Origin of the sequence: Thermus sp. (genome assembly GCF_039793865.1) — a bacterium.
In the GTDB taxonomy this organism is placed as follows: domain Bacteria; phylum Deinococcota; class Deinococci; order Deinococcales; family Thermaceae; genus Thermus.
This window is the reverse complement of sequence record NZ_JBAMMI010000013.1, coordinates 1-25,656: the sequence shown is the minus strand read 5'-3', so window position 1 is coordinate 25,656 and position 25,656 is coordinate 1. Positions and strand designations below refer to the sequence as shown.

Here is a 25,656-nt window from a genome sequence, read left to right as displayed (position 1 = left end):
AGGTCACCGGGGGTGCTCCGCAAAGGGGCTGAGAAACACCCTTGGAACCTGATCCGGGTAATGCCGGCGTAGGGAAGGTGACGGAAAGAGACGCTTTCCGTGAACCCCGGTGGCAGGGGGTTTTTATGTTGCGCTTGCTGGCTTTCGCGGTTCTTTTGGCCTTTGGCTTCGCCCAGGAGATCGCCGTCCTCACCCACGAGAGCTTTTCCCTGGACAAGGACCTCGTGGCCCAGTTTGAGCGGGAAACGGGCCTCAGGCTCCGCCTCCTCAAGGCGGGGGACGCCGGGGAGGTCCTGAACCGGGCCATCCTCACCAAAGGGGCCCCCATCGCCGACGTGATCTACGGCTTTGACAACACCTTCCTCTCCCGGGCCCTCGAGGCCGGCATTCTCCTCCCCTACCGAAGCCCCGAGATCCGAAACCTCAAGGCCACCCTCCTCCTGGACCCCACCTTCCGGGCCCTGCCCGTGGACTACGGCTGGGTGAGCCTGAACTACGACCGGGCCTACTTCAAGGACCGGCCTCTCCCCAAGGCCCCCTCAGACCTCGCCCGGCCCGAGTACGCCCGGCTTCTCGTGGTGGAAAACCCCGCCACCAGCTCCCCGGGCCTGGCCTTCCTCATGGCCACCGTGGCCCGCTTCGGCGAGGACGGCTACCTGGACTTCTGGGCGCGGCTTCGGGACGGGGGGGTGCGGGTGGCCAAGGGCTGGAGCGAGGCCTACTACACCCACTTCAGCCTCTACAAGGGGGACCGGCCCCTGGTGGTCTCCTACACCACCTCCCCCGCGGCCGAGGTCTACTACTCCGAGGGCAAGTACAAGGAACCCCCCACGGGCAACCTCTTCCCGGAGCTCGCCTTCTTCCAGGTGGAGTTTGTGGGCATCCTTAAGGGGACGAAGAACCTCGAGGGGGCCAAGAAGGTGGTGGACTGGCTCCTCTCCAGGCCCGTGCAGGAGAACCTCCCCACGGAGATGTGGGTCTACCCGGCGAGGAAGGACGCCAAGCTTCCCGAGGTCTTCCGCTTCGCCCCGGAGCCCTTGGGGAGCGTGCGCCTGGACCCCAAGGCCGTGGCGGAGAACCGGGAGCGCTGGATAGAGGAGTGGACCAAGGTGGTCCTGCAGGGGCAGAGCCCCGAGGCGGTGCGCCGGGCGAGGCGGTAGGTGGCCGGGCTTGCCGGGGGGTTCCTCCTCCTCTTCCTGGGCTTCGCCCTCCTCTACCCCCTGGGCCGGGTGCTGGCCTTGGGGCTTGGGGAGGGCCTCCTCCGGGCCCTGGGGAACCCCTACTACTGGGAGCGCTACCTCTTCAGCCTGGAATACGGCCTCCTCTCGGCCCTCCTCACCCTGGCCCTGGCCCTGCCCCTCGCCTTCCTCTTCCGGCGGCGGTTCCCCTTTAGGGAGGCCTTCCTCGCCCTGAGCACCCTGGCCTTCGTCCTTCCCACCCCCGTGGTGGCCCTGGGGTTTCTCGCCCTCCTCGGTCCCCGGGGGGTGCTGGGGGTGGACCTCTACGGCACCCTGGCTCTTCTCCTCCTGGCGGCGGTCTTCTACAACCTGGGGCTCGCCCTCCGCATTCTCCTTCCCGTGGCCATGGGCCTAGAGGGGCCCCTGCAGGCGGCCAGGGTCCTCGGGGCCAGCCCCTTTCGCGCCCTCCTCCGGGTGGGGCTTCCCCTTCTCCTTCCCGCCCTGGGCTCGGCGGGGCTTATGGTCTTCCTCTACGCCTTCTCCGCCTTCGGGGTGCCCCTCCTCCTCGGGGGGCGGTACGCCACCCTCGAGGTGGAGGTTTACACCCTCCTCGCCCAGCGCCTGGCCTTCGCCGAGGCCAGCGGCCTGATGCTCCTGGAGCTTCTGACCTTGGGCCTGGCGGCCTGGCTCTACCTGAGGCTTCCCGCCTACCCCTTGAGGCCTTCCGGGCTTCTCCCCTCGAGGCGCCCCTGGGCCCTGGCCCTGGGCCTTGGGGCCTTTTTCCTCCTCTTCTACGCGCCCCTCTTCGCCCTCTTGGGGGAGGTCCGCCCCTGGGCCCTGGCCCAGGCCTGGCGCTCCGAGGACTTCACCCCCCTCCCCCTGGCCCTCGGCAACAGCCTCCGCTTTACCCTCCTCGCCTTTCTCCTCGCCCTGCCCCTGGGGGTGGCCTACGGGGTGGCGGCGAGGAGGAGCCCGGGGTGGGACCTCCTGGGCCTCCTTCCCCTCATGGTGAGCCCGGTGGCCGTGGGCCTCGGCTACCTCCTGGCCTACCCCGGGCTTCGCGGCTCCCTCCTCCTCCTTCTGGCCGCCTACGCCCTCCTCGCCTACCCCCTCCTGGCCCGGGTCCTCCTTCCGGCCCTAAGGACCCTTCCCCCAAGCCTTTGGGAGGCGGCGAGGGTCCTCGGGGCCACCTCCTTTCGGGCCTTCCTCCGGGTTGAGCTTCCCCTCCTCCTTCCCGCCCTGGCCTCGGGGACGGCCCTGGCCCTTTCCGCCCTCCTGGGAGAGTTCGGGGCGAGCCTCGTCCTCTGGCGGCCCGAGTGGACCACCCTCACCCTGGCCATCTACGAGCGCCTGGGGAGGCCCGGGGAGGGCCCTTTCCGGGAGGCGGTGGCCCTGGCCGCCGTCTTGGCTCTCCTCTCCGCCCTCCTCTTCTACCTCCTGGACCAGGGCCGGGGGCGGGTGGGCTAAGTACCCCACCGCGGCAAAAGCCGCGGTGGGGGCCCCAAAAGAGCTTTCCCACAGCCAAAGCTTGAGCATCCCGTGTTGCAAAGCCAAGGCGCGGGCACTAGGGGCTTTCCCCCTGGCAGTTGGGGCAGAAGTGGGTGCCCCGGCCCGCCACCACCCGCCTGGCGATGGGGGTGCCGCAGGCGGGGCAGGGGAGGCCCGCCCGGCCGTAGACGGCGTGGCGCTCCTGGAAACTCCCGGGAAGGCCGTCCGGTTGCCGGTAGGCGCGGTCGGAAAGGGTGCTTCCCCCCAGGGCCACGGCCTCGGAGAGGACCTCCCGGATGGCCTGGAAGAGCCTCCAGGCCTCCTCCTCCCCCAGGCTCCTCCCCGGGCGCAAGGGGCTAAGGCGGGCCCGGAAGAGGGCCTCGTCGGCGTAGATGTTCCCCATCCCGGCCACCCGGGTCTGGTCCAGGAGGAGGGCCTTGAGGGGCCGGGCGCTCCTCAGGCCCTGGAGGAAGCCGGGGAAGGTGAAGGCCTCGGAAAGGGGCTCGGGGCCGAGGCGGGAGAGGAGGGGGATTTCCCGGTGGTCGCCCCGCTCCACCACCCAGATGCGGCCGAAGCGCCGGGGGTCGTGGAAGTAGAGGACGCCCTTTTCTAGGAGGAAGCGGACCCGGGTGTGGGGGGTTTCCTCCAGGCGGAAGCCCCCGGTCATCCCCAGGTGGAGGACCATCTCCAGGCCCCCGGAGAGGGAGAGGAGGAGGAACTTGCCCCGCCTTCCCACCTCCTCCACCCTCCGCCCTTCCGCCCGCTCCGTGTGGCGGTAGCGGCGGGGGTCCTGGTGGCGGACCTCGAGGATGCGCCGCCCGAGGAGGAGGGGAAGGAGCTTCCGCCTCGTGGTCTCCACCTCGGGAAGCTCAGGCACGGGGCCTCCTTTGGGCCAGGAAGCGGTAGAGCCCCTCGCCGAGCCCAAAGGGCGCGAGGAGGAGAAGGAGGGGGTAAAGGGGCCAGAGGAGAGGGAGCCTCCGGCCTAGGGCGAGAAGGGCGGCGTAGCCCCGGTGGGCCCTCCCCCCTTCCAGGACGTGGAGGGCCTTGAGGAGTTCCTCCCGGGGGAGGTCCTGGGCCTCCTTTAGAGGCTCCACCCGGAGGGCCTTCCCCGGGTCCAGGGCCCTAAGGGCCCGCCCCAGGGCCCGGCAGTAGGGGCACTCCCCGTCAATCAGCACCCGCATGGGCCTCCACCGGCACGGGCTCGCCCCGCTCGTTCACCGCCACGTAGGTGAGCGTCCCCTTGGTGGCTAGCACCCGGCCATTTTCCTCCCCGAAGCGCTCCTTGTAGACCTCCACCTCCACGGTGAGGGAGGTCCTCCCCACCCGCACCACCCGGGCCACCACCTCCAGGAGGTCCCCGGTGCGGATGGGCACCTTGAACTCCACGCTGCTCACCGCCACGGTGACCACGGGCTTCTTGGCCCGGCGGGCGGCGGCGTAGGAGCCCACCTTGTCCATGAGCCCCAGGACGAACCCGCCGAAGGCCGCCCCCAAGGGGTTGGTGTGCTCGGGGAAGACGAGCTCGAGGGTCCGCGCCTCCATACCCTTCCCAGGCTACCCCAGGAGGGCGTCGGTGAGACGGGCCATCTCCCGGTCCTTTTCCGTGATCCCGCCCGCCGAGTGGGTCCACCACTCCACGGTGACCCGCCCCCACTCCACGGTGAGGCGGGGGTGGTGGTTCTCCCTCTCCGCCAGCTCCCCCACCCGGTTGGCGAAGGCCAGGGCCTCCCGGAAGTCCTTGAAGCGGAAGGTCTTGGCGAGGCGCTTGGGGTTTTCCAGGGTCTCCCAGTCCATGCCCCCAGGTTATGGCAAGACCCCCGGGCCCAGGGTGCCCGGGGGAAGGTTTGGTTGCGGGGGCGGGATTTGAACCCGCGACCTTCGGGTTATGAGCCCGACGAGCTACCAGGCTGCTCCACCCCGCGCCGCCATCCCTAAATATAGCGGGGCGAAGGGGATATGTCAAGCACCTTCCCGGGGTTCAGGAGCCCCTCGGGGTCAAAGAGGGCCTTTAGCCTTCGCATCCATTCCAGGGAGCCTCCGTGCTCCTTGGGGAGGAACTTTTTTTTGCGGAGGCCCACCCCGTGCTCGGCAGTGCAGGTGCCCCCAAGCTCTAGGGCTTTCTCCACGAGCCTCTCGGCGTAGGCCTCCGCCTTGGGGTAGTCCTCGGGGAGGACGGGGACCAAGGTGTGGAAGTTCCCGTCCCCCACGTGGCCCAGGATGTTCCCCGTGAGGCCCATCTCCTCTAGGAGTCTTTGGGCGTGGCGCACCATCTGGGGAAGCCGGGAGAGGGGGACGGCGGTGTCGGTGATCACGAAGCGGTGGCCGGGGAAGAGGTGGACCAAGGCCCAGTAGGCCTGGTGCCGGGCCTCCCACTGCCTTTTGCGCTCCTCCTCGGTCCTGGCGGCCTCCACCTCCAGGGCCCCGGCTTCCCGCACGAGCTCCAGGGCGAGGGAGCTTTCCGCCTCCAGGGCCTCCTTGGTGGAGGCGTGGAACTCCAGGAAGAGGGCGGGGCGCTCGGGGAAGCCCGCCTTTAGGTACCGGTTCAGCGCCCGCAGGGCGAGCTCGTCCAGTAGCTCCAGCCGCGCCACGGGAAGCCCCGCGGCCATGACCCGGTAGCTCGCCTCCGCCGCCTCCTCCACCCCGGGGAAGAAGACCCTTAGGGTGTGGACGTGCTCGGGGAGGGGGTGGAGCCTTAAGGTGAGGCGGGTGATGACCCCCAGGGTGCCCTCGCTTCCGATGAAGAGGTCCTTGAGGTCGTAGCCCGAGGAGGTCTTGCGCACCCCGCGGCCAAGCTCCAAGACCTCGCCGCTTGCCAGGACCACCTGGAGGGCGAGGACGTTTTGCCGCATCCCCCCGTAGCGCACCGTGGTGGTGCCGCTGGCGTTGGTGGCCGCCATTCCCCCTAAGGTGGCGTCCGCCCCCGGGTCCACGGGGAAGAAGAGGCCCGTGCCCTTGAGGGCTTCGTTGAGGGCTTTGCGGGTGAGGCCGGGCTCCACCACGCAAGAGAAGTCCTGGGGCCTCACCTCCAGGACCCGGTTCATCCGGCTCAGGTCCAGGCTGATGGCCTCCCTAAGGGGGTAGAGGTGGCCCTCGAGGCTCGTCCCCGCCCCGAAGGGGATCACCGCCACGCCCCACTCCCGAGCCCACCGGAGGGCCTTCTGCACGTCCTCCACGCTTTCCGGGTAGACCACGGCCAAGACCGGCCTCGCCTCGGGGTAGCCCTCGTCCTTGCCGTGGCGCAGGCGCTCGCTCTCCGAGAGGTCCACCTTCCCCGGGAAGAGGTGCTTCAGGGCTTGCAGCTTCTCCATGCTCCTGAGTTTACGCTCTCCAAAAGGGCCGCGAAGCCGAGGAGGAGCCCCCCGGCCAGGTTCCACCCCGCCCTGGGCCAGCCCTGCTTGCCTCCTCCAGCTCCAGGCAGAGTTCCTCCACCTCGGGGGCTTGGGGAGGGGGCCTTGGAGGAGGGCCAGGGTTCCCCTCCTCCAGGAGGCGGAGGGCCGGGGCGAGGAGAGGCTCGCCCATAGGGGAAGCCTACAGGCCTCCCTTTCCTTGGGAGGGAAGGAAGCCCCATTGGAAGGACGCCCCTTGGCCTTTAGGCCGGGCCCGATCACGGCCCGGGCGCTTGGTCCTCCTTGGGAGGCTTTCCGCTTCCCGCACCTGGGGGAGGAGGTGGCCGGAAAGCCCCCAAAGCACCCCCAGGCTTCCGAAGAGGGGGAACATGAGGGCGATGCCTTCCCCCTGCCCGTACCGGGGACCGAAGACCCGGTCGGCCAGGGCTCCGCTAGGCCTCGCCCCTTAGGATGGCCTCTATCTTCTCCAGGGCCTCCTTCGGCAGGTCCACCCCCGCCGCTCCCAGGCTCTCCCGGATCTGCTCGGGGCGGGTGGCCCCGGTGATGGCGCTGCTGATCCCGGGAAGCCTCAGGACCCAGGCCAGGGCGAGCTGGGTGCGGGTGAGGCCGAGCTCGTCCGCCACCTCTTTGAGCTTGAGCACCTTCCTCCGGTTTTCCTCCGTGAGGTAGCGCTCCCTGAACTGGTCGTAGCGGGCGAAGCGGCTTCCCTCGGGGATGCCCTCGTCGTACTTGCCCGTGAGCATCCCCTGGGCCAGGGGGCTCCAGACCACGAGGCCCATCCCGAAGCGCTCCGCCTCGGGGAGGATCTCCCCTTCCACCCGCTCCCGGTAGAGCATGGAGTACTGGGGCTGCTCCACCACGGGCGGGTGAAGGCCGTTCGCCTTGGCGAAGGCCACGGCCTCGGCGATTCTTGCCGCGGGCCACTCCGAGGTGCCCCAGTAGAGGGCGTACCCCTTCTCCACGAGGGTGTGCATGGCGTAGACGATCTCCTCCATGGGGACCTCGGGGTCAAAGCGGTGGGCGAAGAAGAGGTCCACGTAGTCGGTCTTAAGGCGCTTGAGGCTTTTCGTGATGCTTTCCAGGAGGTGCTTGCGGCTCAGGCCCCGGTCGTTCGGGTCCTCGGACATGGGCCAGTAGGCCTTGGTGGAGAGGACCAGGGTGTGCCGGGGGAACTCCTTGAGGACCTCCCCCATGATCTCCTCGGCCAGGCCCTTGGCGTAGACGTCGGCGTTGTCAAAGAAGTTCACCCCGCCCTCGTAGGCGATCCTAACGATCTCCCGGACCGTTTCCTTGTCCTTCACCGCATCCCCGAAGGTGACCCAGGCGCCCAAGGAGATCTCGGAGACCTTAAGGCCCCACTTGCCGAGCTTCCGGTAGCGCATCGCGCCCATAGCCCCCGGAGTTTACCCCTTCCGGCCGGGATTGACCAGCGGGTCAGTCGCCTTCCACCTCCAGGACCCCGCCCGGGGCTTGGAAGCCGATCCGCTTGTGGGTGCCGTCGCAGAAGGGCTTGTTGGCGGAAGCCCCGCAGCGGCAGAGGAAGACCCGCGGGCGCTCTAAGACCTCCTCCTTCTCCCCCACGCGCACCACGAAGCGCCTGCCCTCCACCCGGATGGGGCCGTTTTCTAGAAGCTCCAGCCGCATGCCTTTACTCTACCTGAGAAGCCGGGCGAGGAAGGGGACGAGGAGGAAGAGGGCGAGGACGCGCACCGTGTGGAAGACCCCCACCAGGGCGGGGCTTCCCCCCTCGGCCTGGCTCAAGGGCCCCATGCCCGTGATCCCCCCGGGGGCAAGGGCGAAGAGGAGGGCCTTTGGGGGCCGGCCCAGGGGCTTGGCCAGGAGGAAGGCGAGGAGGAGGGCGAGGGCGAGGAAGGCGAGGGCGCTGAGGAGGGCGTAGGGGAGGAGCCTGGGGGAGAGGAGCTCCTTCCGGAAGGAAAGCCCCACCAAGACCCCGGCGGCGAGCTGTACGGCGAGGTCCAGGCCCTTGGGGATGGGGGCGGGGGAGGCGAGGAGCTGGTGGAGGCCTGTGCCCAGCATGGCCCCCACCACGGCCCCGCCCGGGAGGCCCAGGCGGTAAAAGAGAAGCCCGAGGAAAACCCCGCTCAAGGAGGCGCGCAGGAGGTCCATGGGGTTATGGTATGCTTCCTGCGAACCATGAAGCGCTTCTTGCGGGGGCTGGCTTGGCTTTTGGGCTTGGGGCTTCTCCTCTTGCTTCTTCTAGCCCTTTCGGGGTACCTCTACCTGCGGTCCTCCCTGCCCCAAGGGGAGGGCCGGATCGCTTTAAAGGGGCTTTCCGCCCCGGTGGAGGTGGTGCGGGACGGAAAGGGGGTGGTGCGCATCCGGGCGGCGACGCTTAAGGACCTCTTCTTCGCCCAGGGCTTCGTCCACGCCCAGGAGCGGCTTTGGCAGATGGAGTTCCAGCGCCGGGTGGGCCAGGGGCGCTTGAGCGAGGTCTTAGGGGAGGCCACGCTTCCCCAGGACCGGTTCCTCCGCACCTGGGGCTTCTACCGGGCGGCCCAGGCGGCCTACCAAAGGCTCTACCCCGAGGAGAAGGAGGCGGTGGACGCCTACGCCGCCGGGGTGAACGCCTTCTTGGCCTCTGGGGCCCCCTTGCCGCCGGAGTTCACCCTCCTCGGCTTCCGCCCCGAGCCCTGGACGGGCCCCGACGTTTTGCTTTGGGCCAAGATGATGAGTTTTGACCTCTCGGGAAACTGGGAGGAGGAGCTTTTGCGCCACCGCCTCCTCGCCCGGGGGATAACCCCGGAAAGGCTTCTTGAGCTCCTCCCCCCTTACCCCGAGGACACCCCCACCGTCCTTAGGGCGGAAGACCTCAGGCTTCCCCTCAAGCGGGAGGAGGCCCCTTCCGCCCTCCTCCGGATGGCCCCGCCCCGCTACCTCGAGGCCAGCAACAACTGGGTGGTGGCGGGAAGCCGGACCGCCACGGGCAAGCCCTTCCTCGCCAACGACCCCCACCTCGCCCTCCAGGCCCCGAGCCTCTGGTTCCTGGTGGCCCTCGAGGCCCCAGGCCTTAGGGCCATCGGCGCCTCCTTTCCGGGCCTTCCCGGTATCGTCATCGGCCGCAACGAGCGCATCGCCTGGGGGGTGACCAACGTGGGGGCGGACGTGGAGGACCTCTACCTCCTGGAGGAGGTGGGAGGAGGGGGCTACCGCTACAAGGGGAGGGTCGTCCCCTACGGGGTGCGGGAGGAAAGGATCCGGGTGAAGGGGGGGAAGGAGGAGGTGCTGAAGGTGCGGGAGGCGGTCTTTGGCCCGGTGATCACCGACGCCCTAAAGGACCCTCCCAAGACCCCCATGGCCCTCCGCTGGGTGAGCCTGGACCCGGAGGACCACATCCTCATGGCCTTCCTGGGGGTGAACCGGGCCAGGAACTGGGACGAGTTTCAAAAGGCCCTGGAACCCTACTCCGCCCCCAGCCAGAACTTCGTCTACGCCGACTTAGAGGGCAACATCGGCTACATCGCCCCCGGGAAGTTCCCCGTCCGCAGGGAGGGGCACACGGGCATGGTGCCGGTGCCGGGGAACGGGGAGTGGGACTGGCTGGGCTACCGGAGGCCCGAGGAGTGGCCCAGGGCCTTCAACCCCCCTAGGGGCTACATCGTCACCGCCAACCACAAGGTGACCCCTAAGGGCTTCCCCTACGCCCTCACCTACGACTGGGCCGAGCCCTACCGGGCGGAGCGCATAGAGGAGCTCCTCCTCGCCAAGGAGAAGCTTTCCCTGGAGGACATGAAGGCCATCCAGCAGGACCAGAAGAGCCTCCTCTACCGGGACTTCCGCCCCGTTTTGGAGCTCCTTTCCCCCCTTTCCGAGAGGGCCCGGGCTTGGCGGGAGAGGCTTCTCGCCTGGGACGGGACCATGGCGGCCTCCTCCGAGGAGGCCCTGGTCTTCGCCCTCTGGTACACCGAGCTCACCCGGCTTCCCCAAAGGGAGGTGGGGGAGCCCTTCTGGGACGAGCCCCGCTACCTCCTTAAGGCCCTGAAGGAAGGGGACCCAAACTGCGACCAGCCGGAAACGCAGTACAAGGAGTCCTGCCTGGACTTCGCCGCCCTCGCCCTGGAATGGGCCCTGGACCGGAAGGAAGCCTTAGGGGCCAGGGCCTGGGGGGAGGTCCACCGGGCCCGCTTCCCCCACGCCGTCCTCACCCACACCCCCCTAAAGCGCCTCTCCGACCGGGAGGTGGCCTTTGGCGGCGACCGCTACACGGTGAACGTGGGGCCCTTTGACCCGAAGGCCCTCGCCATGGGGCACGGGCCGAGCTACCGCCAGATCGTGGACCTTTCGGACATGGAGCGCTCCCTCTTCGTCCACCCTATGGGCCAGTCGGGCCACTTCCTCTCGGCCCACTACGCCGACCTCCTTCCCCTTTGGGCCTCCGGGGCCTACCTCCCCATGCGCCTGGGTGGGGAGGGAAGGACCCTCCTCCTGGAGCCCGGACGCTAAGTACCCCACCGCGGCAAAAGCCGCGGTGGGGGCCCCAAAAGAGCTTTCCCACAGCCAAAGCTCGGGCATCCCGTGTTGCAAAGCCAAGGTGCGGGCACTTAGCCCTTGTCCTCGCCGTTTTCCAGCTTCTGGAAGTGCTCCAGGGCCTCCCGCACCTTCTCGTGCACCCAGTAGGCCCTGCGGCCGAAGAGGAGCTCCACCGCCTCGTCCACCTCCTCCACGGCGTAGAGGTGGAAGCGCCCCTCCTCCGCCGCCTCCACCACCTCCTCCCGCAGGGTGAGGTGGGGGAGGTTGGCCTTGGGGAGGACCACCCCCTGGGTGCCGGTGAGGCCCAGGGTCTTGCAGACCCGGAAGAAGCCCTCCACCTTCTCCGCCACCCGGCCCACGGCCAGGACCCTTCCCGTCTGGTCTATGGCCCCGGTCACCGCCAGGTCCTGCCTAAGGGGAAGGCCGGAGATGGCGGAGAGCACCGCCAAAAGCTCGGCGAGGCCCGCCGAGTCCCCCTCGAGGCTCCCGTAGCTTTGCTCAAAGACCAGGCTCACCGTGGCGGAGAGGGCCCCCACCTGGGCGTAGGTGCCCCGCAGGTACCCGGCCAGGGTGAGGACGGCCTTGTGGAAGACCTGGCCCCCCAGGCCCACCTCCCGGTCTATGGAGAGCACCCCCTCCCGCCCCGGGCCCGCCTGGGCGGTGATGCGCACGGGGCGGCCCGTGGGGAGGGGGCCCTCCACCACCACCAGGCCCTTCACCTCCCCCACCCGCTCCCCCGCCACCTCCAGGGCCACCACCCCTTCCCGGATCTCTTGCAGGTAAAGCTCCTCCTCCAGGCCGAAGCGCTCCTCCCGGGACCTCACCGCCTCCCGCACGGCCTTTCCGTCCACGGGCACCCTTAGGCTTTGGGCCTCCCGGGCCAGGTCCAAGAGGCGGTAGATGCGGGCGTCCAACCGCTCCCGGTGGCCGGCCAGGCGCCTCGCCTCGTCGGCCAGGGCGGCCAGGCCCTCGGGAGTGAGGGGGACCCCCTCGGCCTCCAGGAAGCCCCCCAGGTAGGCCACGTTCTCCTCGGTGTAGGGGATCTCCGGGCCGAACTCCACCCGAAAAGGGAAAAGCTCCAAAAACTCTTCATCCTCCTCCAGGAAGGCGATCACCTCGGGTGGCCCCACCAGGAAGACCTGGGCCTTTAGGGGGGCGGGCTTGATCCGGGGGCCCTTGACCTCGGGCCTCGGGGTGAGGGGCTCCACCTCCCCGGTGGCCAAGGCCCGCTTGAGGAGGGGGTAGCTTCCCAGCTCCCAGACCCGGTGGGCCTCGAGGACCACCACCCCTCCCGTGGCCCGGTGCAAGGCTCCCGGACGCAAAAGCCCCAGGTGGGTGGTGAGGACCCCTTCCCGGGCCTCGTACTCCAGGTGGCCGAAAAGCCTTTCCGGGGTGGGGTTGGGCTCGTAGACCACCCGGTCGCCCCCCGCCACCAGGAGGTGGGGGAGGAGGCTTGGGGCCTCCAGCTCTTCCTCCAAGGCCGCCGCCCGGAGGAGGGTCTCCAGCACCCAGTCCATATAGGCCCTGGCCTCGGGGAAGCGCTCCTTAACCCCTTCCGCCTTGGGCGAGAGGAAGCGCTCGGCGAAGCTCCGCCTTAAGGCGGCCACCTCCGCCTGGGCCTTCTGCCGCACCTCCACGTAGGCCAAAACGGTCTCCTCCAGCTTGGCGGAAAGCTCCGGGGGTAGGGGGCCTTGGCCGGAGAGCTTGAGGCTTTCCTCCCCTTCCTCCAGGACGAAGCCCTGGGACTTGGCTTCTTCGCCCAGGGCCTCCAGAAGGGCCTCGGCCTCCCTTTGGTAGCGGGCTTCCACCAGGCTTTTGGCGTAGAGAAAGCCTTTTTCCCGGAAGAGGGCCGGGGTGAACTCAGCGAGAAGGGCTTCCACCTCCTCCAGAAGGGCCCGGCCCTCCCCCTCCGGAAGGAGGAGGGGAAAGGCTTCCTCCCCCAGGGGAAGGTAGACCAGCTCGGGTCGGGGGAAGGTGCGGCCTTTGAGGTAGGCGAGGAAGCGCTTGCGCTTGCCCAGGCCGCTTGGGCCCACCAAATACCCGTGCCCGCCTTGGCGGAAGGCGGCCTCCAGGGCCTTCAGGGCCCGCTCCTGACCGAAAAAGGGCGGGGCGGGCCTGGGCCTTGCGGGGGGGGTGAACCAGCGAAGGGCAGAGACCCTCATCGCGCCCACTATACCCGGGCCTTTGTCCCCAGGGCCCCGGGGTAAACTACCGGCAAAGGGGGGTTCCATGGTGAAGGTGGAGGTCTTGGGGATGATTCTGGCCGGGGGGCAGGGAAGCCGCCTTTATCCCCTCACCGCCAAGCGGGCCAAGCCCGCCGTGCCCTTCGGGGCCAAGTACCGCATCATTGACTTCGTCCTCAACAACTTCGTGAACTCCGGGATCTACGCCATCTACGTCCTCACCCAGTACAAGGCCCAGTCCCTCACGGAGCACATCCAGCGCTACTGGCGCTTCGGCGCCTTCTTGGAGGACCACTTCATCCTCCTCGTGCCCGCCCAGATGTACCGCTACGAGGAGCTCGGGCCCGTGTGGTACCGGGGCACGGCGGACGCCATCTACCAGAACCTGCACCTGGTGCAAAACCACGCCCCCGAGGCGGTGGCGGTCTTCGGGGGGGACCACATCTTCAAGATGAACGTCCGCCACATGGTGGAGTACCACCGGGAAAAGCGGGCGGACATCACCATCGCCGCCTACCCCGTGCCCGTGGAGGAGGCAAGCCGCTTCGGCGTCTTGCAGGTGGACGAGGAGTGGCGCATCACCGAGTTCCAGGAAAAGCCCAAAAGCCCAAGGCCCCTCCCGGGCCGCCCCGACACGGCCCTGGTTTCCATGGGGAACTACGTCTTCCGCACGGAGGCCCTCTTTGAGCTTTTGGAGGCCGACGCTCGGGACGAGACCAGCGCCCACGACTTCGGCAAGGACGTGATCCCCCGGGCCTTGAGGGAGGGGTACAGGGTCTACGCCTACGACTTCCACCGCAACCCCATCCCCGGCCAGGAGGGCCCGAACCTCTACTGGCGGGACGTGGGGACCCTGGACGCCTACTACGAGGCCAGCATGGACCTCGTGAAGGTGGTCCCCGAGTTTGACCTCTTCAACCCGGAGTGGCCCCTCCGCACCGCCAACCTCTTCAGCCCCCCGGCCAAGTTCGTCCACGAGACCGGGGAAAGGGTGGGCCGGGCCCTGAACAGCCTCCTCGCCGGCGGGGTCATCGTGAGCGGGGGGACGGTGCGGGAGTCCGTGCTCTTCCGCCGGGTGCGGGTGAACTCCTACAGCCTGGTGGAGCGCTCCGTCCTCTTTGACGACGTGGAGGTGGGCCGCTACTGCCGCATAAGGAACGCCATCATAGACAAGAACGTGCAGATCCCTCCCCACACCGAGATCGGCTACGACCTGGAGCTGGACCGCGCCCGGGGCTTCACCGTGACCCCCGAGGGCGTGGTGGTGGTGCCCAAGGGCTACCGCTTCTAAGTACCCCACCGCGGCAAAAGCCGCGGTGGGGGCCCCAAAAGAGCTTTCCCACAGCCAAAGCTTGGGCGTCCTGTGTTGCAAAGCCAAGGTGTGGGCACTTAGCCATGGAGAAGCACCCCGGCAAGCTCTTCTACCGCCTTACCCGCTTGAGCCCGGGAGACGAGCTCCCCTTAAGGCGGAAACCCAAGGCCAAGGTCTACGCCAACCCCCTGGAGACCCAGGCCCTGCCCCCTTTCCGCCAGGACGGGGGCCCCTCCCTCTTCCGGGCCATGGCCCACTTGAGGCCCCTCCTCCCCGAGGTGGGGGCCTCCCTCACCCTGAAGGACCTTTCCCAGGTCCTCTACCCCCTGGCGGAGCGGGAGGGGCGGCGGGGGTTCCCCTCGGCGGGGGAGGCCTACCCCCTCGAGGCCTACCTGGTGGCCTTCCGGGTGGAGGGATGTTCCCCGGGGTCTACCACTACTTTCCCAAGGAGCATCAGCTTTTCCAGATCTCCCCCCGGGCCGAGGCGGCCCCGTGGTCCGAGGCCCTCATGGGCCTGGCCCTGGAGAGGGCGGCGGCCCTCCTCGCCTTCACCCTGGTGCCGGAAAGGAGCGAGGCCTTGTACGGCCTCAGGGGATACCGGTATGCTCTTCTAGAGGCAGGTTACGCCGCTTCCCTCGCCTTGCTTGCCGCGGTGGGCCAGGGTCTGGCCGCCTACCCCGCGGAAACCTTTCACGACGAGGGGGTGGCGCGGCTTCTGGGATTGCCGGAGGGAGAGTATCCCGGCGTGGTGCTGGTTCTGGGGCGGTGAGTATTCCGTTATGGGAAGGATTCTCTTGGTGGAGGATGACCCCCAGGTGGGCGAGTTGGTGAAGCGCTTTTTGGAAAACGAGGGTTTTCAGGTGCGGTGGGCTCGCTTGGGGAGGGAGGCCTTGGACCGGGTCTTTGAGGAGGCGAGGCCCGACCTCGTCGTCCTGGACCGGGGCCTGCCCGACCTCGAGGGCCTGGAGGTGCTTCGGGCCCTGCGGGAGCTGGACCCCCTCCTCCCCGTCCTCCTCCTCACGGGGCGCGCCGACGAGGAGAGCCGGGTGGAGGGGCTTCTGGAAGGGGCGGACGACTACCTGGGGAAGCCCTTCTCTCTGAGGGAGCTCCTCGCCCGCATCAAGGCCCTCCTCCGCCGGGCCGGGAAGGAGGGGCGGAGGCGCTTTGGGCCCTTGGAGGTGGACCTGGAGGGGCGGCAGGCCTACCTGGAAGGGGAGCCCCTCAGGCTTTCCCCCACGGAGATGAACCTTCTTCTGGTCTTCGCCCAGGCCCCGGGCCGGGTCTTCACCCGGGAGGAGCTTTTGGAGAGGGTCTGGGGACCCGAGTTTGACGGAAACGAAAGGGTGGTGGACGCTTACATCCGCCTTCTCCGCAAAAAGCTCAAGGATGATCCCCTGGCCCCCCGCTTCATAGAGACGGTGGTGGGCTTGGGGTACCGCTTCCTCGGGGAGTAGTGGAAGCCGTCTTCGTCTACGGGACCCTGAAGCGGGGGGAGAGGAACCACCCCCTGGTGGTCCCCTACCTCCACCGGGTCCTTCCCGGCCTCGTGGAGGGGTTTCGCCTCTACCACCTGCCCCAGGGTCCCCACCGCCCCTACGCCTACCCGGGCATGGTGCCGGGGGAGGGGCGGGTCTATGGGGAGGTGCTTTGCCTCTCTCCTGAGGCCCTTCCTCTTCTGGACGCCCTGGAGGACGAGGGGGAGGCGTACCGGCGGATGCGGGTGCGGGTGGAGACGGGAGAGGGGCCCCTAGAGGCCTGGGCTTACCTTTACCTGGGGGGCCTCGAGGAGGACTTGCCCCTTCCCCAGGGGGTCTGGAAGGGGTAGCATGGGCCTTATGCGCGTCCTCCACGTGGCCCCCGAGGCCTACCCCCTGGTGAAGGTGGGGGGGCTTGCCGACGTGGTGGGGGCTCTGCCCAAGGCCCTGAAGCCCCTGGGGGTGGAGGCCGAGGTCCTCCTCCCCTGGCACGGGGGGCTTAAGGCCAAGCGGGTGGGGGAGGTGGCCTTCGCCTTCGCCGGCAGGGAGGAGAGGGCCCCCCTTGGGGAGCGGGTGGAGAGCGGGGTGCGGTTTCTCCTCCTTGGGGTGGAGGGGTTTGGGCGGGACCGGGTTTACGGCTACCCCGACGACGCGGAGCGCTACCTCCGCTTCCTCCTCGCGGCCAAGGAGGTGGCGAGGGGTTACGACCTGGTCCACGCCCACGACTGGACGGCGGCCCTCCTCGCCCTCTACGCCCCCACGGTCTACACCATCCACAACCTAGCCCACCAGGGCCTCGTGGACCCGGGGCTTTTCTTCTCCTGGACCGGGCTTCCCTGGAGCCTCTTCCACATGGAGGCCCTGGAGTTCCACGGCCAGGTGAACCTGATGAAGGGGGGGATCGTCTTCGCCCGCCGGGTGACCACGGTGAGCCCCTCCTACGCCGAGGAGATCCAGACCCCCGAGTTCGGCATGGGCCTGGAGGGGGTCTTGAGGAGGCACGCCGGGAAGCTTCGGGGTATCCTCAACGGCCTGGACGCGGAGGTTTACGACCCGGCCAAGGACCCCCACCTCCCCGCCCCCTACACCCGGGAGGACCCCTCGGGGAAGGCCCGGGCCAAGGCGGCCTTCCGGGAGAGGACGGGGCTTAGGCCTCCTGTGCTCGCCTACGTGGGCCGGCTGGACTTCCAGAAGGGCCTGGACCTTCTGCTAGCGGCCCTCCCCCGGCTTGGGGAGATGGACTTTCGCCTCTATGTCCAAGGCGTGGGGGACGAGGGGCTTAAGGAGGCGCTCCTCCAGGCGGAGGAGGAAAACCCCGAAGGCCTGCGCTTTTTCCCCGCCTACGACGAGGCCATGGCCCGCCTGGCCTACGCGGGGGCGGAGGCGGTTTTGGTCCCGAGCCGCTTTGAGCCCTGCGGCCTGGTGCAGATGATCGCGAGCCGCTACGGCACGGCTCCCGTGGCCCGGGCGGTGGGGGGGCTCAAGGACACCGTGGAGGACGGGAGGACCGGGGTCCTCTTCCAGACCTACCACCCTGAGGGGCTTCTTTACGGTGTGCTTCGCCTCTTCCGCCTGGGGGCGGAGGAGCTGGGCCTTAGGGCCATGGAGAAGGACTTCTCCTGGGAGGGGCCGGCCCGGGCCTACCTCGAGGTCTACCGGGAGGCCTTGGGCTAAGTACCCCACCGCGGCAAAAGCCGCGGTGGGGGCCCCAAAAGGGCTTTCCCATAACCCAAGCTCGGGCGTCCCGTGTTGCAAAGCCAAGGTGCGGGCCCTTAGGATGGGGGGCGTGAAGGACCTCGAGGCGGACGCCCTTTCCGGCGAGGCCCTCCTCCACTTCCAGAGGCTCCTCCGGCGCAGGGACTACGCCGGGGCGCGGGCCTATGCCGAGGGTTTCCCCGAGGGGGAAAGGGAGCGGCTTTTAAGGGGGCTTTCCCTCCTGGAGGAGGACCCCGAGGCCCTGGAGGACCCCCTCTTCGCCGCCGAGAAGGAGGTGGTCCTGGGGGTGAAGGCGGTGCGGGAGGGGAGGCGGAAGGAGGCCCTGGAGCGCTTCCAGAAGGCCCTGGAGCTTGACCCCCTCCACCACCGGGCCCTCACCAACCTGGGGACCCTCCACCTGGAGGCGGGAAAGCTGGAGGAGGCCCTCGCCCTCTACCAGAAGGCCCTGAGGCTTTCCCCCGAGGACCCCCTCCTCCACGAGAACCTGGCCGCCCTCTACAAGCGGAAGGGGGATCTGGACAAGATGGTGGCCCACATGAAGCGCGCGGCCCGGCTGAGGATGGCCCCGCCCCCCTCCCTAGACCCCCTCACGGGCAAGCCCAGGCGCCGCCTCCCCATGCCCCTTTGGGCCTGGCTTCTCCTCCTCGCCCTCCTCGCCTACCTCTTCCTCCATAAGCCGTAGGGCCTGGTCCAGGGCCTTAAGGGAGCGCCCCTCGCTGAGGGTTCTCCGCCAGAGCCTCCCCTTGGGCCTTCCCCGGAAGAGGTTGAGCATGTGCCTAAGGACCGCCCAGGGGGGCGTGCCCTTTAGGGCCTCCTCCTCCAGGTAGGCCCGCATCCTCCGGGCCACCTCGAGGCGGCTTGGGCGGCGGGAAAGGCCGAAGACCCTCTGGTCCGCCTCCTCCAGAATGAAGGGGTCCTCGTAGACCGCCCGCCCCAGCATGGCCCCGTCCACCCGCAAGAGGTGGAGGAGGGCCTCCTCCAGGCTCCGGATCCCCCCGTTGGTGACGAAGGCGAGGTGGGGAAAGTCCTCCTTAAGCCGGTGGACCCAGTCGTGGCGCAAGGGGGGGATCTCGCGGTTCGCCTTCGTGGAGAGGGCGAGGAGGGCGCTCCTCGCGTGGACGACGAAGACCCTCACCCCGGCCTCCGCCATGGCCTCCACGCTTCGGGCAAGCCCCCGGTAGGTCTCCCGGCCTTCCAGGCCCAGGCGCATCTTCACGCTCACCGGCACCTTCACCGCCCCCACCATGGCCCGGAGGATCTCCTGGACCCGCGCGAGGTCCAGGAGGAGGCAGGCCCCGTACCCCCCTTCCTGGGCCTTTTCCGAGGGGCAGCCCAGGTTGAGGTTGATCTCGTCGTACCCCCACGCCTCCCCGATGCGGGCGGCCTCGGCCAGGCTTTCCGGGTCCTTCCCCGCAAGCTGGAGGGCGAGGGGGCGCTCCTCGGGGCGGAAGGCGAGGAGGCGCTCCCGGTTTCCCCTTAGGACCGCCTGGTCCACGGTCATCTCCGTGTAGAGCCTCACCCCCAGGCTCACCTGCCGCACCAGGAAGCGGAAGTGCCGGTCGGTGCGGTCCACCATGGGGGCCACGGAGAGGGAAAAGGAGCTGTTCCACATCGGGATCAGTCTGCGTCTATGAGAATGACGTAGATCGGTACGGCAGGAAAATGCCGTTTGAGCCGTTCTATGTCATATATTAGTTGTTCCCCATAAGAAACGCCCGAGGACATCCTTTGCTTTAGCTCATATGCAGGCACAATTTCAACGCCTACATCGGCCTTACCTTCGTTGAAAAAGTATTGAAACTTGGCCATGTCGTAAAACATGAAGGCATATTTCCCGAGCTGTACCTCGACAAAGACCTTCTCCTTTACAAAATCTACTTGTTTGTAGACTCCCTTTATTTTGGGGCGCCCGGGCAGTTCAATGTCATATACATCTTTTGCGGGCAAGAAGCCCCTTCTTTTAAAGGATTCAAAGAACGCCTTATTCATTTGCTTGGGCGCATATAGTAGCGCCCCCTTTTTGCTTTTTTCCTTGCTTGTCTTTCCCCGATTTGCTTTGACCTCTGAAATAACCTCTCGTATCTCCTTCAAGATTGGGCTAAACCTGGCTTCAAGAATTTCCTTGCCACCAAGGTGTGAATAATCGTAAACAATCTTCATATTTCCTCCATTAAGAGTAGCTGAGTTTCCCAAACCGCTTTTAGGTTGACGGTCCTAGGTGGAATGTATGGATTTGACCCCCTGGGATCGTATACTGGACGTTCCATTGGTCGTACTCTAAGGTGGCCTTCCCAAGCCTGTTGTAGTCGGCTACGGGCTATTTCAACATACTCTGGAACAATCTCTGCCATCGCACCTCTCCGTTTGTGCATGAGCGCTGCAATCAGGGTGGTCCCTGATCCGCCGAACGGATCTAATACCCACTCTTCTTCGTCAGTAAGGGCAAGTATAAATCTTTCTACAAGCTCTACGGGATACTGCGCAGGGTGAGCCGTTTTCTCTACATGGTTCGCCTTAACGTTTGGAAAAGTCCATACATCCCCAGGGTTTTTGCCCAAAGGATTTCCAGAAAACTCTCCTTTTCTAGGACCTTTAAAATGGCGCTTGTTGGGGTATTTTTGAGGAACCCGGACTCTGTCTAAATAAAAGGCGTAATCATCACCCTTGGTGAACCACAAGGCAACCTCATATCTACCGGAGAAGCGGCGCTTTGCGTGAAGTCCGTGTTCAAAAGCCCACACTATTCTGTTGCGTAGCTTCAACCCAAGGGATTGGAAAATGGGGAAGAGAACTATATCTAGGGGTAGGATTTCGCCGTTTTCTACATAGTTGCCCACTTGCCAAACTAGGCTGCCGCCCGGCTTGACTACCCTCGTAGATTCTCGGATTACCTCTGCTTGCCAAGAAACGTATTCATCCAATGCCTTTCTGTCTTCGTAGGGCTTTCCGATGTTGTAAGGAGGTGAGGTGATGACCAAGGCAATAGACTCGTTTGGTACCTGCCTTAAGAAGGCTAAGCAATCCCCTGGGTAAATCACGGCATGGGCGTTTGGGTCAAAACGCTGGCTGACAGTAAGCCCCATAGTCCGTAGAACATTATACGGATCACTGGGGTTCTTGATACAGCACCTTTTCCGGGGAGAGGGGCTTGGGCTCGCGGAAGCTGATGGCCTCCCACGCTCCTTCCTCCACCACCTCCAGCCCCGGGTGGCGAGTCTTGAGGCGGGCCACCACCCCCTGCACCAGGTCCTCGGGGGTGCTGGCGGCGGAGGTGATCCCCAGGTGGCGCACGCCCTTAAGCCAGGCCTCCTCCAGCTCCTCGGGGCGCTCCAGCCGGTAGGCCCGGCCCACCAGGCTTTGGGCCAGCTCAAAGAGGCGCATGCCGTTGGAGGAGTGGGGGCTCGTGAGGACCAGGAAGGCCTCCACCTTGGGGGCGAGGCGCTTCACCGCCTCTTGCCGGTTCTGGGTGGCGTAGCAGAGGTCCTTCCGGGAGGGGACCACCAGCTTGGGGAAGCGCTTTTTTAAGATTTCTATGGTGGCCAGGGTGTCGTCCACGCTCAAGGTGGTCTGGGTGAGGACCACCACCTTTTCGGGGTCCGGCACCTCCACGGTGCGGGGGTCGGCGAGGCGCGGGTCCTTGCCCACGTGGGTGTGGACCGCCACCAGGAGGGTCCTCTCCGGGGCCTCCCCGTAGGTGCCCTTGATCTCCTGGTGGTCGGCGGAGTCCCCCACGAGAAGGATCCAGTACCCCTCCTTGGCGTAGCGTTTCGCCTCGGTGTGCACCTTGGTCACCAGGGGGCAGGTGGCGTCCAGGACGGTGAGGCCCATCTCCGCCGCCTGCCTGCGGACGGCGGGCGGGTGGCCGTGGGCCGAGAAGACCACGGTGTCCGCGAGGCGCCTCTCTTGCCTGAGCCTCTCCACCTCGGCGAGGTCTTCCACGAAGTGGACCCCCTTGGCCTCGAGGCGCTCCACCACCACCCGGTTGTGGACGATCTCGTGGTAGACCACGAGATCGCCCTTCTCCCTCAGGGCCTCCGCCCAGCGCTCCACCGCCTCTATGGCCATCACCACCCCGGCGCAGAAGCCCCGGGGCCGGGCCAAATAGACCCGCTTAAGCCCCGCCATGCCCCCCATTCTAGGCCCTGGGGCTTCCCCCCTTTGTGGCCCGCGCAAGGACCCTTTCCGCCACTTCCCGGGCGAAGGGGGTCTGGGCCCGCTCCAGGGCCTTTCGGGCGGTTTCCTTGGCCTTGCCCCCGGGCCGGAACCCCTCCTGGGCCCAGGCGAGGAGGGCGAGGGCGGCGGCGGGGAAGGGGAGGCCCTCCCTCTCTAGAAGCCCCAAGGCCTCCCCAAAGCGGTGCAGAGCCTTGCGGTACTCCTCCAAGAGGAGGGCCCGGCTTCCCTCCTGGAAGAGCCGGGCCGCCTCGAGGAGCTCCTCCCCATGCGGCAAGGGCTCTCCCGCCTCCGCCGAAAGGAAGGCCGCCTCCACGAGCCGCTCCAGGGCGAGGGCCCGCTCGGCCTCGGGGAGGAGGGGGGAGTAGTGGGCCTCAAAAAGCGGGGCGAACCAGGAGAGGCGGAGGGGCTTCGTGAGCCGGAAGGTTTCCCCCCGCGCCTCCACCTCCTCCCCCAGGGCCTTGAGGAGAGGGACGAGGCGGGGAAAGCGGGCCCGCACCTCTTCCCGCTTGGCCTCGCCCCGGAGGGCCAGAAAGAAGAGGAAGGCCGCTACTCCTTCCACGCCTCCACTTCCTTGTACTGCACCAAGACGGCGAAGAGGGGAGAGGGGCCCTCGGCCACGGCGAACTTCACGTCCACGAGGACCACCTCCTCGGGAAGGCCCTCCACGAAGCGGTTCAGGCGCTCTTGGAGGATGTCGGGGTCGTTGGCGGTGATGACCCGGAAGCGCACTCCCTGCATGGCCCCATTATGCCCGCCGCTCCACCAGGGCGGCGAGGAGGGTGCGGAGGTGGTCCAGGGCCTCCTTTCCCGGGAGGCCCTCCAGGGCGGGGAGGAGGACCTGGAACCCTTCCTCTTGGAGTCTCTTTGCCGTGGTCTTGCTCCAGGAGAGGGCCTCCGAGGCGAGGAGCCTTTCTAGAAGCCAGCGCACTTCCTCCTCGGGCTTCTCCTCCCGGGGGAGGCGGAGGAGGGCCAGGGTCCGGGCTTTTTCCTCGGGAGAGGCCTCCTCCAGGAAGCGGAGGAGGATCAGGGTGCGCTTGCCCTCGTAGAGGTCCCCGGCCCGCTCCTTCCCGTAGGCCTCGTCCCCTTCCATGTTCAAGACGTCGTCCACGATCTGGAAGGCCATCCCCAGCTTTACCCCCCCCTCCTCGTAGGCGGAAGGCGGGGTCTTCCCGGCGAGGAGGGCCCCGAGGCGCAAGGGGGCCACGGCGGTGTAGTAGGCGGCCTTGTGAGCCACCATATGGAGGTAGTCTTCGGGGCGGAGGTCCAGCCTCCCCTCGAGGGTCCAGAGGAGGTCCAGGTGCTGGCCGTAGGCGGTGCGCCGCACCACCTCGTGGAACTCCAAGAGCACCTCTGGGGGGAGGAGCCCCCGGGCGAGGCCCTCCGCCAGGAGGCCCCACATCTCCCCGTGGAGGGCGTCCCCGGCGTTTAGGGCCAGGGGCATGGGATGGAGGCGGTGGAGGGCGGGGCGGCCCCGGCGCTCCTCGGAGCCGTCCTCTATGTCGTCGTGGACCAGGGCCCAGTTCTGGAAGAGCTCCAGGGCCTCCGCGGCGAGGAGGCCGGCCTCCTCCCCGGCCCCGTGGGCCAGGGCGCTGTAGAAGGTGAGGAGGCCCCTTAGCCTCTTCCCTCCCCGCCTGGGGTAGTCCTGGAGGAGGTCTTGGTAGAGGGGGTCGGCGTGGGCCAGGCGGGCGAGGAGCCTTTCTTGAATGGCCTGCCGGACCGTCTCGGGCGCGGGCACCATGCCTTACACTTTAGGCCATGCAGGGCTACGCCCTGGGCCTTTTCGCCCTCAACCTCCTGACGCTTCTTTGGGGCACCACCTTCATCGTGGTGAAGGAGGCCGTGGAGGCCGTGCCCGCAAGCGGCCTGGTCTTCCTCCGCTTCCTGGTGGCGAGCCTTTTCTTTCTGCCCTGGCTCCTCCGCCTGCCCAGGGGGGCCTGGGGACCGGGGATGGAGCTGGCCTTCTGGCTCTTCCTCGGCTACGCCAGCCAGGCCATCGGCCTCCAGTACACCTCCGCCAGCCGGAGCGCCTTCATCACCGCCTTGAACGTGGTCCTGGTGCCCCTCCTCCTCTCCTTGGGGGGAAGGCGGGTGGGGCGGGCGGGAAGGGCCGCCCTCCTGGCCTTTCTGGGGGTGGGGCTTCTCTCCTACGACCCCAGGCAGCCTCCCCTCAACCTGGGGGACCTTTGGACCCTGGCCACGGCGGTGACCTACGCCCTCTACATCGTCCGCCTCGAGGTCCACGCCAAGGCCTTCCCCTCCCTGCCCCTCACCGCGGTCCAGGTGGTGGGGACGGCCCTTCTCGCTGGGCCCTGGGCCTTTTGGGAGGGCGGCCTTTCCTTAGAGGTCCCCTGGGGGGCGGTGCTCTACCTGGGGGTGGCGGCCACGGCCCTCACCACCTGGCTCCAGACCTGGGGGCAGAAGCACGTGCCCGCCCCTCAGGCGGCGGTGCTCTACACCCTGGAGCCCGTCTGGGCCACCCTCTTCGCCTACGTTTTTCTGGGGGAGCGCCTGGGCCTTGCGGGGGTTCTGGGGGCTTCCTTGGTGATCTTCGCCACCCTCCAGGCTATCCGCCGATCCCCAGCATGACCCGCTTGCGCAGGGTGGGGAGGGTGTTGCCAAAGGCGGGCTTGCGGTTCGTGGCGATGAGGATGGCGTCCACCAGGGCCTCCACGGGCTCGGGGGCGGCAAAGGCCCAGGCGATGTCCATCTCCAGGTCGGTGAGGAGGCAGGGCCTGAGCTTCTTGTCCGAGGTGAGGCGGAGCCTGGAGCAGTTGGAGCAGAAGGGCTCCGTCACCGGGTTGATGAAGCCCACCGTGCCCTGGGCCCCGGGGATCTTGAAGACCCGGGCCGGGGAGGTGGGGTCGTGGGGGACGGGTTCCAAGGGGCCGTAGACCGCCTCAATCCGGGCCCGGGTTTCCTTGCCGGGGACGAAGCGGCGGCGGTATTCCTCGGGATCGGAGTTGTCCAGGTGCATGTACTCAATGAAGCGCACGTGGAGGGGGCGGTCTAGGGAAAGCCCCGCCAGGGGCACCACCTCCTCCTCGTTCATCCCCCGGATGACCACGGCGTTGAGCTTCACCGGGTGGAGGCCGAGCTCCAGGGCGGTCTCTATGGCCTCGAGGACCCTTTCCACCTTCCCCCCGCGGGTGATGCGGGTGAAGACCTCCGGGGTGATGGCGTCCAGGGAGAGGTTCACCCGGTTAAGCCCCGCCTCCACCAACTCCTTGGCCCGCTTGGCGAAGAGGAGGCCGTTGGTGGTGATGGCCACGTCCTCCACCCCTTCCTTCGCCCGGGCCCGGGCGATCATCTCGGGAAGCTCCTTGCGCACCAGGGGTTCGCCCCCGGTGAAGCGGACGGCGGAGAGGCCGAGGAGGGAGGCGGCCTCGAGGAAATGGTCCACCTCCTCCACGGTAAGGGTGCCAGGAGGCTCGGCCATCTCCAGGCCCAGGGGGTGGCAGTAGAGGCAGTGCAGGTTGCACCGGGGAGTGACGGAGATGCGGAGGTCCTTGATCACGCGCCCGTGGTTGTCTAGAAGCTTCACCTTATCCCCCTTTGCCGCCCATCTTAACACCACCGGGGGGAAAGCGAAACCCCCCAGGTTTACATCCTGGGGGGTTTGGGTTTGGAGCGGGAGACGGGACTTGAACCCGCGACCCCGACCTTGGCAAGGTCGTGCTCTACCGACTGAGCTACTCCCGCGAAAGGAAAATCCCCCGCGCCGACCTACTCTTCCGGGACCCTGCGGTCCCAGTACCATCGGCGCTGGCGCGTTTCACTTCCGTGTTCGGAATGGGAACGGGTGGTTCCACGCCGCTATGGGCACGGGGGATTTTGGTGTTTTAGGTTTTCAAAGGGCGCGCGGTGCCTTTAGGGCGGGGGGGTGGGGCTGGGGTGGGGTATGAGTGCGTGGAGGGTCAAGACCTCGGACGATTGGGACCGGTCAGCTCAACGCCTCGCGGCGCTTACACTTCCGGCCCATTGACCGGGTAATCTTCCCGGGTCCTTACCGGCTTGACGCCGTGGGAGGCCTCATCTTGGGGCGGGTTTCCCGCTTAGATGCTTTCAGCGGTTATCCCTTCCGCACATGGCTACCCAGCGTATGCCCCTGGAGGGACAGCTGGGAAACCAGAGGTGCGTCTCTTCCGGTCCTCTCGTACTAGGAAGGGGACCCCTCAAGCCTCCTGCGCCCGTGGCGGATAGAGACCGAACTGTCTCACGACGTTCTGAACCCAGCTCGCGTGCCGCTTTAATGGGCGAACAGCCCAACCCTTGGGACCTTCTTCAGCCCCAGGATGC

The 25,656-nt window shown here is 67.5% G+C and carries 26 protein-coding genes, 2 tRNA genes, 2 rRNA genes, 1 pseudogene and 1 riboswitch; of the genes and pseudogenes, 10 read left to right on the top strand and 21 right to left on the bottom strand.

The annotated features are described in order from the left end of the window. Nucleotides 1–93, top strand: a riboswitch (TPP riboswitch). A 32-nt stretch (nt 94–125) separates the two neighbouring features. Further along, on the top strand, nt 126–1,160 hold the full coding sequence (locus ABJK26_RS01170; protein WP_347240354.1) for a thiamine ABC transporter substrate-binding protein: 1,035 nt from the start codon (nt 126–128) through the stop codon (nt 1,158–1,160). Then, nucleotides 1,161–2,645, top strand: a complete 1,485-nt coding sequence (locus ABJK26_RS01165) for an ABC transporter permease subunit (protein WP_347240353.1) — start codon at nt 1,161–1,163, stop codon at nt 2,643–2,645. 97 nt (nt 2,646–2,742) lie between these two features. Here ABJK26_RS01165 and ABJK26_RS01160 read toward each other — a convergent pair whose 3' ends face one another. From ABJK26_RS01160 to ABJK26_RS01120, 9 genes are all read right to left on the bottom strand, one after another. Further along, on the bottom strand, nt 2,743–3,543 hold the full coding sequence (locus tag ABJK26_RS01160) for a DNA-formamidopyrimidine glycosylase (protein ID WP_347240352.1): 801 nt from the start codon (nt 3,541–3,543) through the stop codon (nt 2,743–2,745). Beyond that, complete coding sequence (locus ABJK26_RS01155; RefSeq protein WP_347240351.1) at nt 3,536–3,847, bottom strand: DCC1-like thiol-disulfide oxidoreductase family protein; 312 nt, start codon at nt 3,845–3,847, stop codon at nt 3,536–3,538. The genes ABJK26_RS01160 and ABJK26_RS01155 overlap by 8 nt, the downstream gene beginning before the upstream one ends. Continuing rightward, complete coding sequence (locus ABJK26_RS01150; RefSeq protein WP_347240350.1) at nt 3,831–4,208, bottom strand: hotdog domain-containing protein; 378 nt, start codon at nt 4,206–4,208, stop codon at nt 3,831–3,833. The genes ABJK26_RS01155 and ABJK26_RS01150 overlap by 17 nt, the downstream gene beginning before the upstream one ends. A 12-nt stretch (nt 4,209–4,220) precedes the next feature. Further along, entirely contained in the window at nt 4,221–4,460 is a 240-nt protein-coding gene (locus ABJK26_RS01145; RefSeq protein WP_347240349.1) for a 4a-hydroxytetrahydrobiopterin dehydratase, read from the bottom strand. Between the two features lie 51 nt (nt 4,461–4,511). Further along, nucleotides 4,512–4,588: transfer RNA gene (locus ABJK26_RS01140), tRNA-Met, on the bottom strand. A 9-nt stretch (nt 4,589–4,597) separates the two neighbouring features. Next, nucleotides 4,598–5,974 (bottom strand): FAD-linked oxidase C-terminal domain-containing protein, encoded by a 1,377-nt coding sequence (locus ABJK26_RS01135; protein WP_347240348.1) that lies wholly within the window; start codon nt 5,972–5,974, stop codon nt 4,598–4,600. Nucleotides 5,975–6,444: 470 nt separating this feature from the next. Beyond that, on the bottom strand, nt 6,445–7,404 hold the full coding sequence (locus tag ABJK26_RS01130; RefSeq protein ID WP_347240347.1) for an aldo/keto reductase family protein: 960 nt from the start codon (nt 7,402–7,404) through the stop codon (nt 6,445–6,447). Nucleotides 7,405–7,447: 43 nt separating this feature from the next. Beyond that, nucleotides 7,448–7,657 carry a CDGSH iron-sulfur domain-containing protein gene (locus ABJK26_RS01125; protein ID WP_347240346.1) on the bottom strand — a complete coding sequence of 70 codons (210 nt, stop codon included), beginning with the start codon at nt 7,655–7,657 and terminating at the stop codon, nt 7,448–7,450. A 9-nt stretch (nt 7,658–7,666) separates the two neighbouring features. Beyond that, nucleotides 7,667–8,140 carry an AbrB family transcriptional regulator gene (locus tag ABJK26_RS01120; RefSeq protein WP_347240345.1) on the bottom strand — a complete coding sequence of 158 codons (474 nt, stop codon included), beginning with the start codon at nt 8,138–8,140 and terminating at the stop codon, nt 7,667–7,669. 27 nt (nt 8,141–8,167) lie between these two features. On the opposite strand from ABJK26_RS01120, the gene ABJK26_RS01115 reads away from it, so the two are divergent. Then, on the top strand, nt 8,168–10,474 hold the full coding sequence (locus ABJK26_RS01115) for a penicillin acylase family protein (RefSeq protein WP_347240344.1): 2,307 nt from the start codon (nt 8,168–8,170) through the stop codon (nt 10,472–10,474). Nucleotides 10,475–10,572: 98 nt separating this feature from the next. Here ABJK26_RS01115 and ABJK26_RS01110 read toward each other — a convergent pair whose 3' ends face one another. After that, nucleotides 10,573–12,663, bottom strand: coding sequence for an AAA family ATPase (locus ABJK26_RS01110; RefSeq protein ID WP_347240343.1), 2,091 nt, complete (start codon nt 12,661–12,663; stop codon nt 10,573–10,575). Nucleotides 12,664–12,730: 67 nt separating this feature from the next. Between ABJK26_RS01110 and glgC the strand changes: the two genes are divergently transcribed. The 6 genes and pseudogenes from glgC to ABJK26_RS01080 all read left to right on the top strand — a co-directional run bounded on the left by glgC (nt 12,731) and on the right by ABJK26_RS01080 (nt 17,869). Beyond that, nucleotides 12,731–13,975, top strand: a complete 1,245-nt coding sequence (gene glgC / locus ABJK26_RS01105; protein WP_347240342.1) for a glucose-1-phosphate adenylyltransferase — start codon at nt 12,731–12,733, stop codon at nt 13,973–13,975. 104 nt (nt 13,976–14,079) lie between these two features. After that, nucleotides 14,080–14,765: pseudogene (locus ABJK26_RS01100) on the top strand (SagB/ThcOx family dehydrogenase). Between the two features lie 10 nt (nt 14,766–14,775). Then, the gene (locus ABJK26_RS01095) at nt 14,776–15,450 is read left to right on the top strand and encodes a response regulator transcription factor (RefSeq protein ID WP_347240341.1); all 675 of its coding nucleotides are present in this window, start codon (nt 14,776–14,778) and stop codon (nt 15,448–15,450) included. After that, a complete protein-coding gene (locus ABJK26_RS01090; RefSeq protein WP_347240340.1) occupies nt 15,450–15,821 on the top strand; it encodes a gamma-glutamylcyclotransferase family protein in 372 nt (123 codons plus the stop codon). The genes ABJK26_RS01095 and ABJK26_RS01090 overlap by 1 nt, the downstream gene beginning before the upstream one ends. A gap of 1 nt (nt 15,822) precedes the next feature. After that, complete coding sequence (locus tag ABJK26_RS01085) at nt 15,823–17,145, top strand: glycogen synthase (RefSeq protein WP_347240339.1); 1,323 nt, start codon at nt 15,823–15,825, stop codon at nt 17,143–17,145. Nucleotides 17,146–17,248: 103 nt separating this feature from the next. Then, nucleotides 17,249–17,869 (top strand): tetratricopeptide repeat protein, encoded by a 621-nt coding sequence (locus tag ABJK26_RS01080; protein WP_347240387.1) that lies wholly within the window; start codon nt 17,249–17,251, stop codon nt 17,867–17,869. Here ABJK26_RS01080 and dusA read toward each other — a convergent pair. From dusA to ABJK26_RS01045, 7 genes are read right to left on the bottom strand one after another with little or no spacing between them, the layout of a single operon-like run. Further along, nucleotides 17,765–18,799 (bottom strand): tRNA dihydrouridine(20/20a) synthase DusA, encoded by a 1,035-nt coding sequence (dusA, locus tag ABJK26_RS01075; protein WP_347240338.1) that lies wholly within the window; start codon nt 18,797–18,799, stop codon nt 17,765–17,767. The genes ABJK26_RS01080 and dusA overlap by 105 nt on opposite strands. A gap of 5 nt (nt 18,800–18,804) precedes the next feature. Further along, the gene (locus ABJK26_RS01070; protein WP_347240336.1) at nt 18,805–19,347 is read right to left on the bottom strand and encodes a BglII/BstYI family type II restriction endonuclease; all 543 of its coding nucleotides are present in this window, start codon (nt 19,345–19,347) and stop codon (nt 18,805–18,807) included. After that, nucleotides 19,344–20,270 (bottom strand): site-specific DNA-methyltransferase, encoded by a 927-nt coding sequence (locus ABJK26_RS01065; protein ID WP_347240335.1) that lies wholly within the window; start codon nt 20,268–20,270, stop codon nt 19,344–19,346. Before ABJK26_RS01065 ends, ABJK26_RS01070 begins: the two co-directional genes overlap by 4 nt. A gap of 22 nt (nt 20,271–20,292) precedes the next feature. Continuing rightward, on the bottom strand, nt 20,293–21,321 hold the full coding sequence (ispH, locus tag ABJK26_RS01060; RefSeq protein ID WP_347240334.1) for a 4-hydroxy-3-methylbut-2-enyl diphosphate reductase: 1,029 nt from the start codon (nt 21,319–21,321) through the stop codon (nt 20,293–20,295). Between the two features lies 1 nt (nt 21,322). Then, nucleotides 21,323–21,919: a hypothetical protein gene (locus ABJK26_RS01055; RefSeq protein ID WP_347240333.1), complete on the bottom strand. Its 597-nt coding sequence runs from the start codon at nt 21,917–21,919 to the stop codon at nt 21,323–21,325. Then, nucleotides 21,907–22,098, bottom strand: a complete 192-nt coding sequence (locus ABJK26_RS01050) for a hypothetical protein (RefSeq protein WP_347240332.1) — start codon at nt 22,096–22,098, stop codon at nt 21,907–21,909. The genes ABJK26_RS01055 and ABJK26_RS01050 overlap by 13 nt, the downstream gene beginning before the upstream one ends. A gap of 7 nt (nt 22,099–22,105) precedes the next feature. Further along, nucleotides 22,106–23,098, bottom strand: coding sequence for a polyprenyl synthetase family protein (locus tag ABJK26_RS01045; RefSeq protein WP_347240331.1), 993 nt, complete (start codon nt 23,096–23,098; stop codon nt 22,106–22,108). Between the two features lie 17 nt (nt 23,099–23,115). Here ABJK26_RS01045 and ABJK26_RS01040 point away from each other — a divergent pair, with 17 nt between their 5' ends. Continuing rightward, nucleotides 23,116–23,946, top strand: a complete 831-nt coding sequence (locus ABJK26_RS01040) for an EamA family transporter (RefSeq protein ID WP_347240330.1) — start codon at nt 23,116–23,118, stop codon at nt 23,944–23,946. Here the strand turns inward: ABJK26_RS01040 and moaA are convergent. From moaA to ABJK26_RS01020, 4 genes are all read right to left on the bottom strand, one after another. Next, nucleotides 23,924–24,901, bottom strand: coding sequence for a GTP 3',8-cyclase MoaA (gene moaA / locus ABJK26_RS01035; protein ID WP_347240329.1), 978 nt, complete (start codon nt 24,899–24,901; stop codon nt 23,924–23,926). The genes ABJK26_RS01040 and moaA overlap by 23 nt on opposite strands. A gap of 82 nt (nt 24,902–24,983) precedes the next feature. Beyond that, a tRNA-Gly gene (locus ABJK26_RS01030) sits at nt 24,984–25,059 on the bottom strand. Nucleotides 25,060–25,070: 11 nt separating this feature from the next. Further along, nucleotides 25,071–25,187: ribosomal RNA gene (gene rrf / locus ABJK26_RS01025) — 5S ribosomal RNA — on the bottom strand. An 83-nt stretch (nt 25,188–25,270) separates the two neighbouring features. Beyond that, nucleotides 25,271–25,656, bottom strand: a 23S ribosomal RNA gene (locus tag ABJK26_RS01020); the annotation flags it as partial.

What these genes read in the sequence shown, in the direction of transcription:
- ABJK26_RS01170 (WP_347240354.1), top strand. Translation starts at nt 126, where the DNA reads ATGTTGCGCTTGCTGGCTTTCGCGGTTCTTTTGGCCTTTGGCTTCGCC.
- ABJK26_RS01155 (WP_347240351.1), bottom strand. Translation starts at nt 3,847, where the DNA reads ATGCGGGTGCTGATTGACGGGGAGTGCCCCTACTGCCGGGCCCTGGGG.
- ABJK26_RS01150 (WP_347240350.1), bottom strand. Translation starts at nt 4,208, where the DNA reads ATGGAGGCGCGGACCCTCGAGCTCGTCTTCCCCGAGCACACCAACCCC.
- ABJK26_RS01145 (WP_347240349.1), bottom strand. Translation starts at nt 4,460, where the DNA reads ATGGACTGGGAGACCCTGGAAAACCCCAAGCGCCTCGCCAAGACCTTC.
- ABJK26_RS01135 (WP_347240348.1), bottom strand. Translation starts at nt 5,974, where the DNA reads ATGGAGAAGCTGCAAGCCCTGAAGCACCTCTTCCCGGGGAAGGTGGAC.
- ABJK26_RS01130 (WP_347240347.1), bottom strand. Translation starts at nt 7,404, where the DNA reads ATGGGCGCGATGCGCTACCGGAAGCTCGGCAAGTGGGGCCTTAAGGTC.
- ABJK26_RS01125 (WP_347240346.1), bottom strand. Translation starts at nt 7,657, where the DNA reads ATGCGGCTGGAGCTTCTAGAAAACGGCCCCATCCGGGTGGAGGGCAGG.
- ABJK26_RS01120 (WP_347240345.1), bottom strand. Translation starts at nt 8,140, where the DNA reads ATGGACCTCCTGCGCGCCTCCTTGAGCGGGGTTTTCCTCGGGCTTCTC.
- ABJK26_RS01115 (WP_347240344.1), top strand. Translation starts at nt 8,168, where the DNA reads ATGAAGCGCTTCTTGCGGGGGCTGGCTTGGCTTTTGGGCTTGGGGCTT.
- ABJK26_RS01110 (WP_347240343.1), bottom strand. Translation starts at nt 12,663, where the DNA reads ATGAGGGTCTCTGCCCTTCGCTGGTTCACCCCCCCCGCAAGGCCCAGG.
- glgC (WP_347240342.1), top strand. Translation starts at nt 12,731, where the DNA reads ATGGTGAAGGTGGAGGTCTTGGGGATGATTCTGGCCGGGGGGCAGGGA.
- ABJK26_RS01095 (WP_347240341.1), top strand. Translation starts at nt 14,776, where the DNA reads ATGGGAAGGATTCTCTTGGTGGAGGATGACCCCCAGGTGGGCGAGTTG.
- ABJK26_RS01085 (WP_347240339.1), top strand. Translation starts at nt 15,823, where the DNA reads ATGGGCCTTATGCGCGTCCTCCACGTGGCCCCCGAGGCCTACCCCCTG.
- ABJK26_RS01080 (WP_347240387.1), top strand. Translation starts at nt 17,249, where the DNA reads ATGGGGGGCGTGAAGGACCTCGAGGCGGACGCCCTTTCCGGCGAGGCC.
- dusA (WP_347240338.1), bottom strand. Translation starts at nt 18,799, where the DNA reads ATGTGGAACAGCTCCTTTTCCCTCTCCGTGGCCCCCATGGTGGACCGC.
- ABJK26_RS01070 (WP_347240336.1), bottom strand. Translation starts at nt 19,347, where the DNA reads ATGAAGATTGTTTACGATTATTCACACCTTGGTGGCAAGGAAATTCTT.
- ABJK26_RS01065 (WP_347240335.1), bottom strand. Translation starts at nt 20,270, where the DNA reads ATGGGGCTTACTGTCAGCCAGCGTTTTGACCCAAACGCCCATGCCGTG.
- ispH (WP_347240334.1), bottom strand. Translation starts at nt 21,321, where the DNA reads ATGGGGGGCATGGCGGGGCTTAAGCGGGTCTATTTGGCCCGGCCCCGG.
- ABJK26_RS01050 (WP_347240332.1), bottom strand. Translation starts at nt 22,098, where the DNA reads ATGCAGGGAGTGCGCTTCCGGGTCATCACCGCCAACGACCCCGACATC.
- ABJK26_RS01045 (WP_347240331.1), bottom strand. Translation starts at nt 23,098, where the DNA reads ATGGTGCCCGCGCCCGAGACGGTCCGGCAGGCCATTCAAGAAAGGCTC.
- ABJK26_RS01040 (WP_347240330.1), top strand. Translation starts at nt 23,116, where the DNA reads ATGCAGGGCTACGCCCTGGGCCTTTTCGCCCTCAACCTCCTGACGCTT.